The 15,612-nt window shown below is 53.4% G+C and carries 10 protein-coding genes; 4 read left to right on the forward strand and 6 right to left on the reverse strand.

Annotation, left to right across the window (positions count from 1 at the left end; all coding sequences use genetic code 11):
- Window positions 1–207 precede the first annotated feature (207 nt).
- Window positions 208–960 (forward strand): MBL fold metallo-hydrolase, encoded by a 753-nt coding sequence (locus AC3RCL_RS21710; RefSeq protein ID WP_492531889.1) that lies wholly within the window; start codon window positions 208–210, stop codon window positions 958–960.
- A 33-nt stretch (window positions 961–993) separates the two neighbouring features.
- On the opposite strand, the gene AC3RCL_RS21715 is transcribed toward AC3RCL_RS21710, so the two are convergent.
- The gene (locus tag AC3RCL_RS21715; protein ID WP_492536428.1) at window positions 994–1,947 is read right to left on the reverse strand and encodes an aldose epimerase family protein; all 954 of its coding nucleotides are present in this window, start codon (window positions 1,945–1,947) and stop codon (window positions 994–996) included.
- Window positions 1,948–2,043: 96 nt separating this feature from the next.
- Window positions 2,044–5,382, reverse strand: coding sequence for a tetratricopeptide repeat protein (locus AC3RCL_RS21720; RefSeq protein ID WP_492531891.1), 3,339 nt, complete (start codon window positions 5,380–5,382; stop codon window positions 2,044–2,046).
- 168 nt (window positions 5,383–5,550) lie between these two features.
- On the opposite strand from AC3RCL_RS21720, the gene AC3RCL_RS21725 reads away from it, so the two are divergent.
- Together AC3RCL_RS21725 and AC3RCL_RS21730 are read left to right on the forward strand one after the other, a co-directional pair.
- A complete protein-coding gene (locus AC3RCL_RS21725; RefSeq protein ID WP_492531893.1) occupies window positions 5,551–6,444 on the forward strand; it encodes a helix-turn-helix domain-containing protein in 894 nt (297 codons plus the stop codon).
- 78 nt (window positions 6,445–6,522) lie between these two features.
- A complete protein-coding gene (locus tag AC3RCL_RS21730) occupies window positions 6,523–7,011 on the forward strand; it encodes a DUF3221 domain-containing protein (RefSeq protein ID WP_492531895.1) in 489 nt (162 codons plus the stop codon).
- Between the two features lie 132 nt (window positions 7,012–7,143).
- On the opposite strand, the gene AC3RCL_RS21735 is transcribed toward AC3RCL_RS21730, so the two are convergent.
- The 4 genes from AC3RCL_RS21735 to AC3RCL_RS21750 form a co-directional block, all read right to left on the reverse strand.
- On the reverse strand, window positions 7,144–9,255 hold the full coding sequence (locus tag AC3RCL_RS21735) for an alpha-galactosidase (RefSeq protein ID WP_492531897.1): 2,112 nt from the start codon (window positions 9,253–9,255) through the stop codon (window positions 7,144–7,146).
- Window positions 9,256–9,355: 100 nt separating this feature from the next.
- Window positions 9,356–10,969 (reverse strand): ABC transporter substrate-binding protein, encoded by a 1,614-nt coding sequence (locus tag AC3RCL_RS21740; RefSeq protein WP_492531899.1) that lies wholly within the window; start codon window positions 10,967–10,969, stop codon window positions 9,356–9,358.
- A gap of 122 nt (window positions 10,970–11,091) precedes the next feature.
- Window positions 11,092–12,927 carry a cache domain-containing sensor histidine kinase gene (locus AC3RCL_RS21745; RefSeq protein ID WP_492531901.1) on the reverse strand — a complete coding sequence of 612 codons (1,836 nt, stop codon included), beginning with the start codon at window positions 12,925–12,927 and terminating at the stop codon, window positions 11,092–11,094.
- On the reverse strand, window positions 12,905–14,446 hold the full coding sequence (locus tag AC3RCL_RS21750) for a response regulator (RefSeq protein ID WP_492531903.1): 1,542 nt from the start codon (window positions 14,444–14,446) through the stop codon (window positions 12,905–12,907). The genes AC3RCL_RS21745 and AC3RCL_RS21750 overlap by 23 nt, the downstream gene beginning before the upstream one ends.
- A gap of 174 nt (window positions 14,447–14,620) precedes the next feature.
- On the opposite strand from AC3RCL_RS21750, the gene AC3RCL_RS21755 reads away from it, so the two are divergent.
- Complete coding sequence (locus AC3RCL_RS21755) at window positions 14,621–15,598, forward strand: ABC transporter permease (protein WP_076325175.1); 978 nt, start codon at window positions 14,621–14,623, stop codon at window positions 15,596–15,598.
- The last annotated feature ends 14 nt before the right edge of the window (window positions 15,599–15,612 follow it).

Genomic DNA, 15,612 nt, shown 5'->3' on the forward strand with positions numbered 1-15,612 from the left:
ATGCGAAGTATGCCAGGCAGGACATTTCATGCCTAAACGAGGATTTTAGTTCCATAAATTAAATATTGACAAATAATTACTTTTATGTTACAATAAAATATTTTTCTGTTTACAAAGGTTTGTTGATTTGATAATCTACTTCTGCTCGTTCTTCTCTGGACATTGAATTTTGGAGAAGACATTCCAATATAGTGGAGGTATGTAAACATGCTACTAATCGATCAAGGCGTTGCCATGCTGGAAATTTCCGCAGCCATGATGGGACGTACCGAAACGATCCACCCGACATTCCTCTGGGATCATCAGAATCGGGTGCTTATCGATACTGGCTATCCCGGTCAGCTCCCGCTGATTCAGGAGCAGATATCGGACTGCGGCTTTTCCGTTCAGGATGTAAGCAAAATTATTATAACACACCAGGATTTGGATCATATCGGCAGTTTGCCAGCTATTATCCAGCACTGCAAGCAAGCCCCGGAAGTGTTCGCCAGCGAAATCGAAAAGCCTTATATCGAAGGAGATACAAGGCTTGTCAAATTATCGCCCGAGGCTATCGCGCAAGCGCTGGCTTCGTTGCCGGATAACGTGCCGCCGGAGTGGAGGAACGCGTTTAAACACACGCTGGAGAACCCGCCCTCAGCACCCGTGAACCGCATGTTGCGCGACGGCGAAGAGCTGCCGTTTGGCGGCGGTATCATCGCGATCCATACGCCGGGCCATACCCCCGGCCACACCAGTTTATATCATATACCAAGCAAAACCCTGATTGCAGCGGATGCGCTGAACGTCAGAGAGGGGCAACTGATCGGGCCGGATCCGGCAACTACTTTTGATTTGGCGTTCGCCCGGCTCTCCTTGCAGAAGCTCACTCACTATGATATCCGCAACGTGATCTGTTACCACGGCGGATTATTTACGGACAATCCCAACCAGCGCATTCGTGAATTGGCTTATCCTTAAGCGATTGCCGGTCCACTGTCGATCAAGAAGACTTCACTTCGTTCTTCTGCCGTTAATCCAGCTAATCTCAAGGTACCACGTATACGTGCCGCCGGCCGGCACTTCGGCCGCTGCCTGACGATGCATCGCATGCGAGAGATCATCGAGCAGCCCCGTCGTAGGCTCAAGCGCAAGATGATACTGTCCCTGATAGCCGCCATAGTTCGCCCATATCGCTAGATAAGGCACCTGCTCTTTAGGAAACATCATGCGTAGTCCTTCACCTGCAACCGGATCGTAAATGGAGGCTGTCCCCTCCGGCAGCTCACCAGCAAAATAAAACTTCTCCGCCGATGCTTCAAGCCTGCTGGCGGTACGATTCAAGCGGACATGAGGGTGTTCCTCCCATGGCTGCGGCCATTTCCGAATATCGCCGGATTCTCCCAATCGACCGTTCGCCGAGTACGATACGATGATCTCCCTCAGCTCGTGTGGAACGATAATCTCTGCGCCTTCATCGATTTGAAACAACGGATGCGCAGCCCATAGGAAAGAGAATGGGAACGGACTCGCATTATGAACGGCATAATCGATCCGTAAGGTATCTTCACGGGGGAAGGAGTAGGTTTTGCGCAGCCGATAAGGAATTCGGATTCCCTGCACGCTGCAGTGAAGCTGTTCTTCCTCGCTGTGCGCCTTCCATGGAATGGACCATACCTCGCCATGATCCGGAAGCTCCGTTCCTTCCCATGGATGCGCGGGATACCGGCAGACATTGATCGTTGGAAACATTTCGTCCCAGCCGCTGCCGTCCCGCTTTCCGAAGGAGCTTGCATACCCGTTCTTTTCCAGAACTCCAGCAGGCTGCACCAGCCATTCCCGGCCTGTCATTCGATTGCGAAGCGAGATGACCCTGCTTCCGAGTTCAGGTACCACGACCATCTCCATCACCTCCGTGCGCCCTGTCCAAACCTCATATCCATCTAGCATCCCTTTGCTCCAGATCATCATCGTCATCCCCTCCGTTTAGTCAACGCATCACCCGGAATGTACAAATTCTCAAGGACCGTTCGTAACGGCCCTTGAGAATGAAGTGTAAATCTCTTACACCAACGTCTTGCAAAGCGCCAAATGCAGCGCAGCTCCTTGATGGTGAGACTCCAGCTGCAGCACCTCGCGGAACAGGGTTTCCGCGGACTGCCGGTCACCAAGTCCAAGATGACCGAGCCCCATCATATAGCGGCAATGAATTTCGTTCCTTCGGTCCAGATCTTCATCAAACACCAGGAAGTCCGGAAGCGATACGGCAAAGTAATCAATGCTCTGAGGCTCGAATATATGCTTCTCCCCGTAATCGATCAGCTTGTTAAACCGGCTGCGGGCTTCATTCTCCCGGCCCAGCCTATGCAGCGCGGCCCCTTGATAAAAAATCATGTGCGGCGGCTGATCGTTGTAATACATCGCGCTGGTCGGCTCATCCAGCCCCTCCGAAGCTTTCAGGAAGCACGCCTCCGCCTCTTCGGACAAGCTCATCCCCTCGTATGCGCAGCCCAAGTAATAATCGATGTTATTCTCCTGCGCTCCCGTCAGCTTCCCTTCATTGATGTTGAGCGGATATTGCTTGGCAGCAAGCAGCTGCTCTAAGGCTTTCTCATAGCGGCGATCCTGAAGCAGCTGCTTCGCTAGCTCCACGCGGGCCAATACATACTGGGCCGGCACCTTGCCCTCGCCGCCTTCCCAAGGGTGAAAGTTGCGTTTCAGAATCAATCCGAGCGCCTCCTCATAACGATTCAGCGTATTGTGCAGCGTCAAATATTCCAGATATACATCATCCCGCTGCTCGACCAGCTCCAAGTGCTCCTCCATCGCTTTCAAGCGATCAGCCGGAGCATGACCGAGCTTTTTATACAATTGGTCCAGTTCGTAGAAGATCCTGGCATCCGCCGGATTCAGCGAGAAGGCGGTTTGCAGGGATGACAATGCTTTATCGTGGTCCTGCCTCTTGTTATAGTAAGCGAGCGCCAGATTCCGATGCGGCGTAGCGAAGCTGCCATCCAAAGCAACCGAAGCTTCCCAGCTGCTTATGGCCTCCTCGCAGCGCTTCTTGTCGTACAGCAGATTCCCTAAGTAGTACAACGCCTTCGCATCCTGCGGCTGTACGCTGAGCGCCTGCTTTAACGTCACGTAGTCATGCAGGGAATTCGGGAAGCAGTACGAGGGATCGGCCTCCGAAGCCAATCGGTAGCAAGCGGATGCCTCTTCCGCCCGGTTCATCTTCATGAGCGCACTGCCTTGGTAGTAATAAACCATCGGATAGACGGCTGATGCCGTAAGGCGTTCGATGCGCTGCAGCACATCCAAAGCGTCGCCATATTGGCCTGCATCCGCATAGTCCTGAGCTATGGCAATATAATGGTGCGGATTATCTCGCAGGCGCTGGACAAGCGATTCGTAGACATGCCGGCTCTTTTCCTCTTGCTTCAGTTCTTGATATACGGCTGCCTGCTCGTTCATCGCGCCCGCATCCATGGGATCCAGCTTGAGCGTTTCCTCAAGCCATGATGCCGCATCCGCCAAGCGTCCCAGCTTTCTTAAGACGATACTCTTGAGATGCCGCGCCTTATAATTACGGTACTGGGCAGCCAGGGATCGTTCGATCAGCTCGAACGCTTCCTCATATTCCCCCTTCCCGCAGGCAATCTGGGCCAAAGCCAGATATCCAGCCCCTTGCCATGCCCCCGACCAGACTGATTTGTACAGATAAGCGTACGCTTCATCCAAACGGCCCTGCCACTTCAAGGCTTTGCCCAAATGATAGAACGGTTCGCTGTCATAGGGCCGGGCGTTATGTCGGGTCAAGGTTTCGATCGCTTTTTTAAAATAAACCTCACTCTGCGTAAAGCACCCTCTGCGCAGCAGGAGCAAACCATAGGCATTGTTCAGCCTTGCATCTCCCGCATCGCGCCTTAGACCTTCCACATAATAGGCTTCCGGTTCATAGGTTGCGTGCCGGTACTGCTCCAGATGCTGCCCAGCCAAGAACAACGCTTCGGTATTCTTCAGTTCCTCCGGCTTGCCAATCGCCGTAGCCGGGTCCGGCGTTCGCTCCAAGGTACGCGGCTTGGGCTGGTAAGCGACCAGCTCTCTGCCGTCCGCAGCGAGTACCGCGACCCGTACATCTTCCTCCCTCATACCTGAGGCGAGTTCGATCTCGGCCTGGAAGGTGTCGGCCGGCGACAGCTTGACCTTTCGATCCAAGCAGATGCTTCCCGCTCCCGTCACCAGAATGCGAGCCTCTTCGATAACCGAGGTTGCATAAGCATGTACGACGGCCTTAAGACCGTGGACTTCGAGATTTACGGCGGCGTCAATGGACGCATTCTTCACGAGCCCAATGTCTTTATATGGCATGAAGTACTGCTTGAAGCTTTTCTCCTCATACGGCGCCAGCCAGGTGAAATCGGGCTGGTTATCGGTATACACGCCGGTCATGAGCTCGATATACGGACCGTCTTCGTCGGTCAGGTTGCGATCCCAGGCCTGGCCGAATTCGCCGTGCCCCCACGTCCACTGTTTTTTGCCGGGAGATATATGTTTATTGGCGACATGCAGAATCCCCGCTTTCAAGCCATGGTCATATCCGCCTACGAAATCGTAATCCGAATGATAAGCCATATAGGAGGTCGGAACGGGAATGTTGCGGTACATGGAAATATCGACGCCCGCCGAATAGTCCTGCTTATAGTACGTGCCGGTTGCGATCGGGAATTTGGACACGTCCCGCTTCCCATGATCGAACACCGCATGAACGTCCGGCGGAAATACGGATTGGGTATGATCGTTGACCGCTACGGCCGGATTCGCCCACCACAGAAAGGTCTGCGGCTCCGAAGTCCGATTGTACATTTGCGCGTGAATTTCAAGATACGCCTTGCCCGGATACAGCGTGAAGCCGGTAGACACCTTCGTGCCGTACATCCGGTCGATCTCGCCGACCCATACCGTCTTGCTGCCGTCCGGGTGATCCGTTAGACTCCACTCCACCTCGCCATAGGTGTTCGGACGGTGATGCTGCGGCCAGTTGAACTCGATTCCCCCGGATATCCATGGACCCGCAAGGCCAACCAAAGCCGGCTTGATCACTTGATTGTGGTATACAAAATCATAGTCGTTGGTTTTATCGATGGCCCGGTAGATCCGGCCGCCAATCTGCGGCATGATCTGAATCTGCACGTACTCATTTTCAAGGAAAATGATCCGGTAGGGCTTTAATACTTTCTCATCGTAAATTTTATCGATGACCGGCAGCGGATAGACACGCCCCGAGCTCCCCTGATACACCCGTTTCTCCAAAAACATCGGGTTCAGGTCCGGCTTCCCCACTTCATACGTGGGAATCTCCACGGCCTCTTCCCGTACGCTCACTTGCCGTTGTTTTGTCATGAGTCGTCATCCCTCCATTAGCATCCGCGTTGGCTGCGTTATGTCTCTATCTTATAAGCCGGCCTGCCGAAGAGCCATTGACGATATCATGTTGATGATGGATTATATTCTGATTGTTGGGCGCTCCATCCGGTTGACAACAATTCCGTTACGATTCATAGTAAAGCTATGGATACCATACGAAAACCAGACGGATTCGAGTCCCAGAAAATCATTGTCCTCCCGGATCATATTATGAAAGAGGCTGCCCGTCATCCGCTTGTGGAACCACTGCACGTAACCGACGTCGGGTACTTTCCGCGTGCGCTGCATCACTACCGGGAACGCCCGGAGGGCAGCGGCGCGTACATCTTAATCTACTGCGTGGAGGGGGAAGGCTGGTACCGGTTGAACGGCGGCAAAACCTATTCTCTGCTCAAGGGGCAGGCGGTTGTCATTCCGCCGGATACGCCGCATGAATATGCTTCATCGGAGTTTCAGCCCTGGAGCATTTACTGGTGGCACATGAAGGGTACGCATGCAGGTTTATTGTTCGAGGGCTTTACCGGCGCAGCCGAACCCGCCATCGTTCCGGTCGACCAGTCAAGGAGCATCGCGGAGCTGTTTCAGGAGAGTTACGAGCTGCTGCAAAAAGGGTATACGCTGAACCATATCATCCATGTCTCGCAGCTCGCCGGCCACTTGGCGGCCGTCATCCGGCTCTCCCGGCTCCAACCGCAGCGAGGGCAACACCAGCACAACAAACATGACATGGAACAGACGCTTCGGTTCATGACCGAGCATCTGGAGGGCCATGTGAGCCTGAAGGAGCTGGCGGCCTACGCCAATCTGTCCATACCGCACTTCACCTTCCGGTTCAAGGAAGCGACGGGCTACTCCCCCATCGATTACTATCTGCGGCTCAAAATCCAGCGGGCCTGCCAGCATCTGGACCTGACCGGCGAGAGCGTCAAGGAGATCAGCCACCGTCTCGGCTTCCAGGATCCCTACTACTTCTCGCGGCTGTTCAAAAAAATCATGGGGAAATCCCCTTCCGAATACCGAGATACCCGGAAGGGGTAGGATTTCCTGGTTATTTCCTTATACTGAACCCAACCTTTCGTTCGATTGACCACACTATTTTTCGATTGGGAGGAAATCATGATTAACAAATTCATACCCTGTCTAGTCATGTTTGCCATTATTATTTGTGGATGCAGCAATAACAGCAAAGAAAAAGACGAGCCTGTGAATAAATATGTAGGGTACGTCGTTCAAAAAGAAGAGGGTAGGATTTTGGTAACCCGTTATGATGAAAAATCAGATTTGAACGACGCAATATGGATCAGAACCAAAAGAAAAATAGAGTTAGGGCAACAAGTTTCGATCGAAATTGACGGAGGTATCGAAACCTCCTATCCAGCTCAAGCTTCAGCTAAAGACATAGATATCCTGACAATCGAACGTCCTAAATCTTCCAAATTCGGTCAACAAGAAGTAATCGTTATGACATTGGAGCATTTTGATCAAATTGAAGTACCTTTCATTAAGTCTATACGCTACTCCGATGTAAACAACGTTTGGACTGTCGTCATTCTTGACGGCATATCGGATTCCAAAAAGGAAATGGGATTTACGATAGAGGGCTAGCATGACAACAATAGAATATGGACCCATTTCCTAAAACAGAGAATCCAATATGGGTAATACTTATACATTGTATAGTTCAACCGCAAAAAGCGTCGTATCGCGAAAGGCAATACGACGCTCTTCTATTTCATCTCATCCCTGTCTCTGAATCCGGTACGCCAAGCTGTCGAAATCCCCGCGCAGCGGCAGCTCGATCCCGATGTTCATGAGCGCCCTGCCGCTCCATGTACCGGCCACCCCCTCAATGGCATACGACTGATCGGCTTGCAGCCCGGTCAGCCGCAGTCTCGGGAGCGGCTCGCCCAGCTTCTGGCTGTGCAGGAACGCAAACAGCACGTTGTCGCTGCCGTCTTCGCTGCCGTACTGCACGGCCGTTACGCCTTTATGCCGAAGCGAGTCCAGGCGATGCTGGCTGCCGAACTGAACCAGATGGCGAATGGATTTATACTGCGCCACATATTCGGCCGATTCCGCAATCCGCTCATCGCTCCACTCATTCAGGTTGGAGCCGATGCCGAGCGTTCCCATCATGGCGCTGTGGAAGCGGTATTTCAGGGATACCTGTCTGCGATTCATCCCTGTCGGCGACTCCGTCACCCAGCAGGTCATCATCCGCGGAGCATATGCGTACGAGAAGCCCTCCTGAATGCTGAGGCGGTCAAAGGCATCGGTGTTATCGCTCGGCCAGGATTGGTCGGCATACCGGAAGATGCCAAGGTCGATGCGCGCTCCGCCGCCGGCGCAGGTTTCAAACGCCACATGCGGAAATTTGCGCCGCAGCTCCGCCCAAATCTCGTACAGGCTCTGAACATGGCGAATCCAGATCTCCTTCTGGCAGTGAAGCGGATGGTCCTTCATGCCGGGTTCGGTCACGGTTCGATTCATGTCCCATTTAATGAACTTGATGTCATGCTTCTCCAGCAGGTCCGTCATAAACTGCAAAATGTAAGCCTTAACCTCCGGCTTCGAAATGTTCAGCAGCAGCTGATTGCGAAGCTCCGAGCGCTCCCGCGTCTCGAAATGGTACACCCAATCCGGGTGCTCCCGGTACAGGTCGCTGTCCGGATTGACGGCCTCCGGCTCCACCCAGATGCCGAAATCCATGCCGAGCTCATGCACCTTGTCAATCAGCTCGCCGAGACCGTTCGGGAACTTCTTCCGGTTCACGAACCAATCGCCAAGCCCGGCGCGATCATGGTTGCGCCCGCCGAACCACCCGTCGTCCACGACGAACAATTCCACGCCCAAACGCGCTGCTCTTTCGGCCAAAGCCATTTGATCCTTGGCATTGACATCGAAGTACGTTGCTTCCCAGGAGTTATACAAGACCGGTCTCGTTTCGCGGCCCGGCAGGACATCCGAATACTGATAGCGGTGCAGCCGCCGGCTCATCCCGCCAAAGCCGCCGCTGCTGTATCCCCCGACGAAGCCGGGCGTATCGAAGGCTTCTCCCGCTCCCAGCACCCACTCGCTGTCGAAATCATTGATGCCTCCGGTCACCCGAACATGATCGAACACCGTCCGCTCGGCCGTAATCTTCCAGTTCCCGCTCCAGGCCAGCGCCCCGAACCAGACCTGCCCCGCCGACTCCGTGGCATGTCCGTCATCCATCGCAAACCACGGGTTGGCATGGCTGTCCGTAAAGCCCCTGCGGGATTCCAGCACCTTCTTTCCTTCGGTGAGGAAGGTGCTGCGCAGCTGAAATTCGCCGGACCATTTTCCCGTCACGTGCGTGAGGCGGTAATCCGCCAGATAGGGGATGACCCATGCCGCGGATTGCGCGTTCTCCAGCACGATATCCGCCTCGCCGCGGTTGACGATCCGGGCCGAACGTTCGATCAGGTCGCACTCGGGAATCGCCCGGTAGGACAGCTCCACTTCAAGCGGGTACGCTTCGTCCTTCATAACGATGATCAGCGTCTCCCTGCCTTCCGTCTGCAGCGTGCGGTGCCCGGCATAACGAACCGCCAAATCGCGGACGCCATCCGGCATGCGGACCTTCAGGCTGGGCTCGCTGTATTTGACTCCGCCCCAGAAGCTGTATTCCTCCACCTCCGAATGGACTTCCGCGTCAAACGAGCTGTGCGATCTCGGCCGCAGCAGCGGCGCCGCGTCTTCGATCGCGATGGACTCTCCCCAGTATAGATGCTGCAGGTTGCCGCTGTCGTTGATGCCGAACAGATAGGAGCTGTTATCGGTTTGTATCGCAAACACGCGAAACTGTTCTTGGTATTGAATGGTCACAGAATATCATCCTTCCGATTCGTGTTGATATGGTTTTTGCCTGTTCAAGAAAAAAAGGGGAGCCAAAAGACGAAGCATCTTTTGACTCCCTTTAGCCAGATTATTTGCCCCACAGCTCTTGACGTTTGTTGAAGTTGTCCGTATAAATCTTTTCCAGCTTGGCCAGGCCGGCCGCCTCGATCTCGGCCATCATCTGGTTATAGGATTCCACCACTTGGTCCTCGGACGGCGACAGGGCCATCTTCAGGAAATATTTATTGATGGTGTCGTTCACCTTCGTTTCCATAATGGCTTCCGGCGTTCCGCCAGCCGGACCCAGGTTATCGTACGGCGCCGTATCAAACGACGTATCGGCCAGGTTCTTGATCGCCAGATCCGTGACCGGATCGGTCTGGTAACGGCCCATCAGGTCATACGGGGTTCCGTCCTCGCCGGGACCATTCTTGATCATCCAGGTCCACTTGCGAATGCCCGTCGTACGGGAAGCTTCGTCCCAATTCTTCTTGAAAGCGTCCAGCACTTCTTGTCTTGGCACATGCTTGCCGTCCTTCATGTCCCAATGCTCACCCTCTACTCCCCACATCAGCAGATACTGGCCTTCCTCGCTGGCCAGGAAATCCAGCAGCTTCATCGTCCGGACCGGATCCTTGTTGGAGCGGCTGATGGCGACGCCGTCCCAGCCCAGGGAGCTCTTCGGACCGTAAGTGGCCTCTTCCGGCTTCACGCCCGGAGCCAGCACTTTATATTGGTAGAACTGACGCTCTTCCTCCGTGGCCTTATCGGCTGCTTCGGTTTTGAGCAGCGCATTCGCATTGCCTACATTCCAGAGCGCTTCCGCCGTGGCAAACACGTTGCCGTTGCCGAGCTTCTGCTCGAACTGCTTGGTCTTCATCGTTGCCCATTCTTTATCGAGCAGGCCTTTGCGGTAAAGGGAATTCAGAAATTTGACCATTTCGAGATAGCGCGGATCGCGGACGTCCTTCTTCAGCTCTCCGTTCGTTTCATAATACGGCATCATGCCGTACATGCCCTTGAAGCTGCCGGTCACCGCTCCGACATTCTCGCCGTTGAGCGTCATCGGAATGCTTTCTTTTCCGTCGATGGTTGGATATTTCTCCTTGAACTTAACCAGCAGCTCTTCGAATTCCTCCGCGGTAAACGGCTCGCCGTTGTTCACCTTATCGCCGACGCCCAGCTCCTTCATGATGTCCATGCGCATCATGAAGCCGAATACCGGGTACTGCTCCAAGCCGTACCAGTTGGAGAAATAATAATTGTTGCCGTCCTCGCTTCGCGTTTTGGCGAGCGTGTCGCCGTACATTTTTTGGATATTCGGTCCGTGCTCTTCAATCAGGTCATTCAGCGGGATCACCGCGCCCGAGGTAATATACTTGTTCATGATATCGCTTCCACGACTCATCAAAATAACGTCCGGAAGATCGCCGCTGGCCAACATCAGATTCAGCTTCTCGACCGGATTGCCCGTAGGCTGCTGGATCTCGACGGTCACGCCTGTTTTTTCCGTAATCACTTTAGCGACCGGATTGGTAAAGGCATCCCCCGTGTTTTGGTCAAACCAGGTTAACGTGATCGGCGCGCTGCTGTCCGCATTCGTACCGCTGTCTCCGCCCGATGCCGTCTTCTGGTTGCCGCCGCAAGCCGAAAGCGTTGTCATAACGAGCGCTGCTGCCAGCATCAATTTTAATTTCTTCATTCCCTGAACCCCTTTCTAAGGTCGTCATATTCATGTGCTCGAATATATCTATCATTGTAAAAATCGGGAGTTCATTGATCTATAACGCAATCTTACAATCCATGATGCAAAATGTCTTTCATTCAGGGTAACGCCTGCTGCGGGTCCCGTTCGTTTGCAGGATGCCTATCGGAGATTACAGGTATCCGAATGGTCACCGCGGTTCCGATGCCGAGCCGGCTGAAGATGCTGACGCCATATTCCTCTCCGTAGGTCAGTTTGATCCGGTCATTCACGTTTTTCACGCCATATCCAGACAGATTATCCGATTTGCTCAGCGCGCGATCGAGCTGTTCGGGGGTCATTCCGATGCCGTCGTCGATGACCTGGAGCAAGATGTCGTCTCCCTCCTGTCTGAGCTTCACGTTAATGTTGATTCCCGATTCGTCCCCAATGGCATGATTGATGCAGTTCTCGATGAACGGCTGCAGAATCAGCTTGATCGTTGTGTTCCCGAACAGCTGCTCATCCAGGTCGTAATGCATATGAAGCTTGTCCCGGAACCGGATCTTCTGGATCGCGACATAATTCTTCACCAGATTGATTTCCTGCTCCAGCAGAATGATGCGCTTTCCTTTATTCAGCGAAACTCGGTAATACTTGGCCAAATAATTGACCATCTGGTACACCTGCATAGCCCCTTCTTTGATCGCCAGGGAAGAGATCGAGGACAAGGTGTTGTATAGAAAATGGGGGTTGATCTGGGCCTGGAGCGTATTCAGCTCCGACTCCTTCCTTGCGATTTCCTTCACGTATACGTCATGGATCAGGGACTGTATCGTCGAGGCCATCTTATTGAACGCAAAGGACACCTGGCCGATCTCGTCATGCCCCATCGGCTTAATCGACAGCCGAAAATCCCCGCGCTCCACCTTCCGGATCTGCTGGAGCAGCACCTCGATGCGCTTGGTCATGACCTTCGTCGTAAAATAAAGCAGCAGGATGGCAATGCCAATCGCCAGCACGGAGAACCAGATGACGTTCCTGGTCGCCTGATTCGCATTGGCCAGCAGCTCGTCGTAGGGCACGGTGATGACCGTGGACCAGCCGTTGCTGAGCTTTTTATACGTGAAAAAGCGCTCCTGGCCGTTAATCTTCATATCGAATGAGCCCGCATCTTGGGTCATCCGCTCCTGAATCGGAAACACGTCGAACAGTTGGTTCGATTGGAGGTTCTGATCCCCCGTGCTGATCACGCCGCCAAACTCGTCGATAATATAGACGCTTTTGTTGTCGTTCTCCATTTTGATCAGGGAGTAGAATTCGTTCGCGTTAATGTCCATGGTCAATATCCCGTACGGATGCTGCAGGCTGAAATAACTTAACGAACGGGCAATGGTGATATGTGCATCATCGGCCTTGAAATTCCCGGAATGGAAGTACACCGTATTGCCGGCGGCATCCAGCACCTGCTCCTCCATCGCCCCGGGCAGCTCTTCCGTATATTTGACGTATTGGCCGTCGGAATAGAGGGTATGGTTCCCCGTATAAATCGTGATGCCCAGAATGTTGGCATTCAGGGTCATCAGGGACGGCAGCGTCCGGTTGATATATTGGAAGGCGTCCAGATAATAGTACGCCTGCTCATAATCGGTAGACAGATAATTGCGGAGCTGCGCATCCATGTAGAGGATGTTCGACAGCTGATTGTAATACTCCAGCCGCTTCTCCACGTTGGTGTTAATCTGTGCCAGCGATCCGCCCAAGGCCGTATAGGTATGCTCCGTAATCGTGCTGCGGGTCGAAGAATACGAATAATAGATCAGCAGCGAGAACGGAAGGATGATCACGATCAGAAAGATGAAAAAGAACTTGTGCCGGAGCCGCCAATTGGTGTATGCGCGTAAGTGCGCGAACGGGAAAGCCCCTGCCAGCCGGCTCCACGGGCCGGACGGGCTAGATGTTTTTGCGGTATTCATTCGGCGTAACTCCTTGGCTTTTTAAGAATAAGGAAATGAAGTAGGATGTGCTCTCATAACCGACCCTTTGGGCGATGTCCTGCACTTTGAGCGAATCGTCGGCCAGCAGCTCCTTGGCTTTGTTCAGCCGGATTCTCGTTAGGTAATCATGGATCGTCATGCCGGTTTTCTCCTTAAAGATGGAACGCAGGTAGTTGGGAGACAGATACACCTGATCGGACAAGCTGTTGATCGTGATGGCCTGGTGATAGGTCTGGTCGATCGTCGTGCGCACCTGATGCACCAGCCTTGCATTTTTGTCCATGAACCGGTGTTCCAGCGTCCGAATCGCATGCCCGGCAAAATCCATGATGATTGCTTCGATTTCGATAATGGTTCGGCACTGATAGATGGCATGGTAAAGTTCCGCCCGTTTGTGGCTCTCCGTGATCGGTTCGTGGATCCCCTCCAGCAGAGACTCCACCAGTCCGATGGCAAAGTCGCACACTTCGGTTTTTCGGATTCGCAGCATGACCAGCCGGTTGAAGTAATCCCGCAGCTTCTGCGCGGCCTGCTCGGACGCCAGCTGATGAATATCCTCGAAATAGACCGTTTCTTGGAAAGGAGGAATTTGCCGGCTCTCCAGCTGCCGCAGCACGTCCTTCGCATAGATGACTCTCCCGTTGCCGACGTAAAACATCTCCTCCAGCATCTGCCGCGTCTCCCGGTATATATCCTGGATGCGGGACAGCTCCTCCGGCTCCTCGTTCACGGCTGCAGTCATCGTAAAGCCCAGCGTATTCTGCATCTGCTTCAGCAGATCCTCCCACGTAAAGCGGCTCAGATGGCTGGCGGCATCCATGAAGATGCCCAGTTCGCCTTCCCGGCAGACGACCAGATCCGCCTCGAGTTTCTTGTCCGCAAGCCACTCCTCCATAAACGTCTGCAGGCGCGCCATGCCATCCTCGAGGGACGGTCCCGGCTGTGCAGCGTGCGGAGCATCGATGCCGAGCAGCGTAAGGGTATACGTTCTCGGCTCCGTATGGCGGGACAGCTTATGGTAGCTGGCAGCGAGGTTTCGGAGTCGCTCCTCGTTCTGCTCGAATATCATCTCTCGTACAATATTGGATTTGGTCACGCGAATGGAGCGGTTCTTCATCCGCACTTCCTCGCAGCGCCGCTTGACTTTATCGATAACGCTTACAATTTCGCTCAGATCCAGCGGCTTCAATAAATAGCCGACGGCTCCCACGTTTAAGGCCGACTTCACATAATTGAATTCATCGTGTCCGGTCAGGAAGACGAACTGAATCCAGTCGAATAACTCACTCACCCGTTTCGCCATATCAAGCCCGTTCATGACGGGCATCTGGACGTCCGTCAGTACGATATCGGGCTGAATCACCTCGATCTTCTCCAGGGCATCCCTGCCGTTCAGGGCTGTTCCGGCTACATATATCCCCATCTCTTCCCAACGAATATAATCTCGGATCATCTCAAGCTCCAGCTCTTCGTCATCTACGAGAAAAATGCTATACATGCTCATACCCCCTGTGTCGGCTTTATCCCTTAATATTATAGCGATTTCGTTATTTTAACTATGGGAATTCGCGATGTAAGTCATTTTCAAGCATCTTTCGTTACATTGTCATATCGACACTCATTTTTTCCGAGTCTTATAATTTGAGTTAACTTGAGATGCGAGGTGCCCCATATGAAACCTGCTACAACCTTACAGACGCGGAGTGACTTGAACTTGAGTCCTCATCGAAAAAGCCGCTGGGCCATGCTGAAGCAGCAGAAGTATCTATTCCTGATGATGCTGCCCGGATTGATCTGGGCCATTGTGTTTGCGTATACGCCCATGGTTGGCCTATACATGTCCTTCGTCAATTACCAGCCGACGCTCGGCGGCTTCTGGTCGACCCTGTTCACGAGCGAGTTCGTCGGCCTGGAATGGTTCCGTTACTTCTTCAACAACGGCGACTTCTGGATCGTCATGCGAAATACGCTGGCTTCCACGCTGATCACGCTGCTCTTCTCCTTCCCGATGCCGATCCTGATCGCCATCGCGATTAATGAGATCAAGAACGTGAAGTTCAAAAAGACGGTGCAAACCGCCTCCTATCTTCCCTATTTCATATCCTGGGTGATCGCGGCCAACATCATCGTGACCCTGCTCTCCTCGGACGGCGCGATTAACGGCATATTGAAATTCCTACACATCACCGATGAAAGCGTTTTATTCCTGCAGAACGGCAAGTATTTCTGGTGGATCGTTGCGCTTGGCAATACGTGGAAGGATATGGGCTACAGCTCGATCATGTATTTGGCGGCCATCTCGTCCATCAACCAGGAGCTCTATGAAGCGGCCAAGGTCGACGGCGCCAACCGTTTTAAGCAGATCCGGTACATCACCCTGCCCCACCTGAAGCCAACGATTGTCATTTTGCTGATTCTGGCGCTTGGCGGCATCCTGAACGCGGGCTTCGACCAGCACTTCCTGCTCGGCAATGACCTGACGCGGGATTACTCCGACGTCCTGTCCACCTATTCGTTCCGCTATGGTATCCAAAACGGCATGTTCTCCTATGCGGCAGCCGTCGGCATGTTCAGCTCCGTGGTCGCGTTCATCATCGTGGTTATCGTCAACTATACGGCGAAGAAGCTGAACGGGCAGTCCCTATTCTAATCCATAAGGAGGTT

It is taken from the genome of Paenibacillus sp. MT86 (assembly GCF_058792535.1).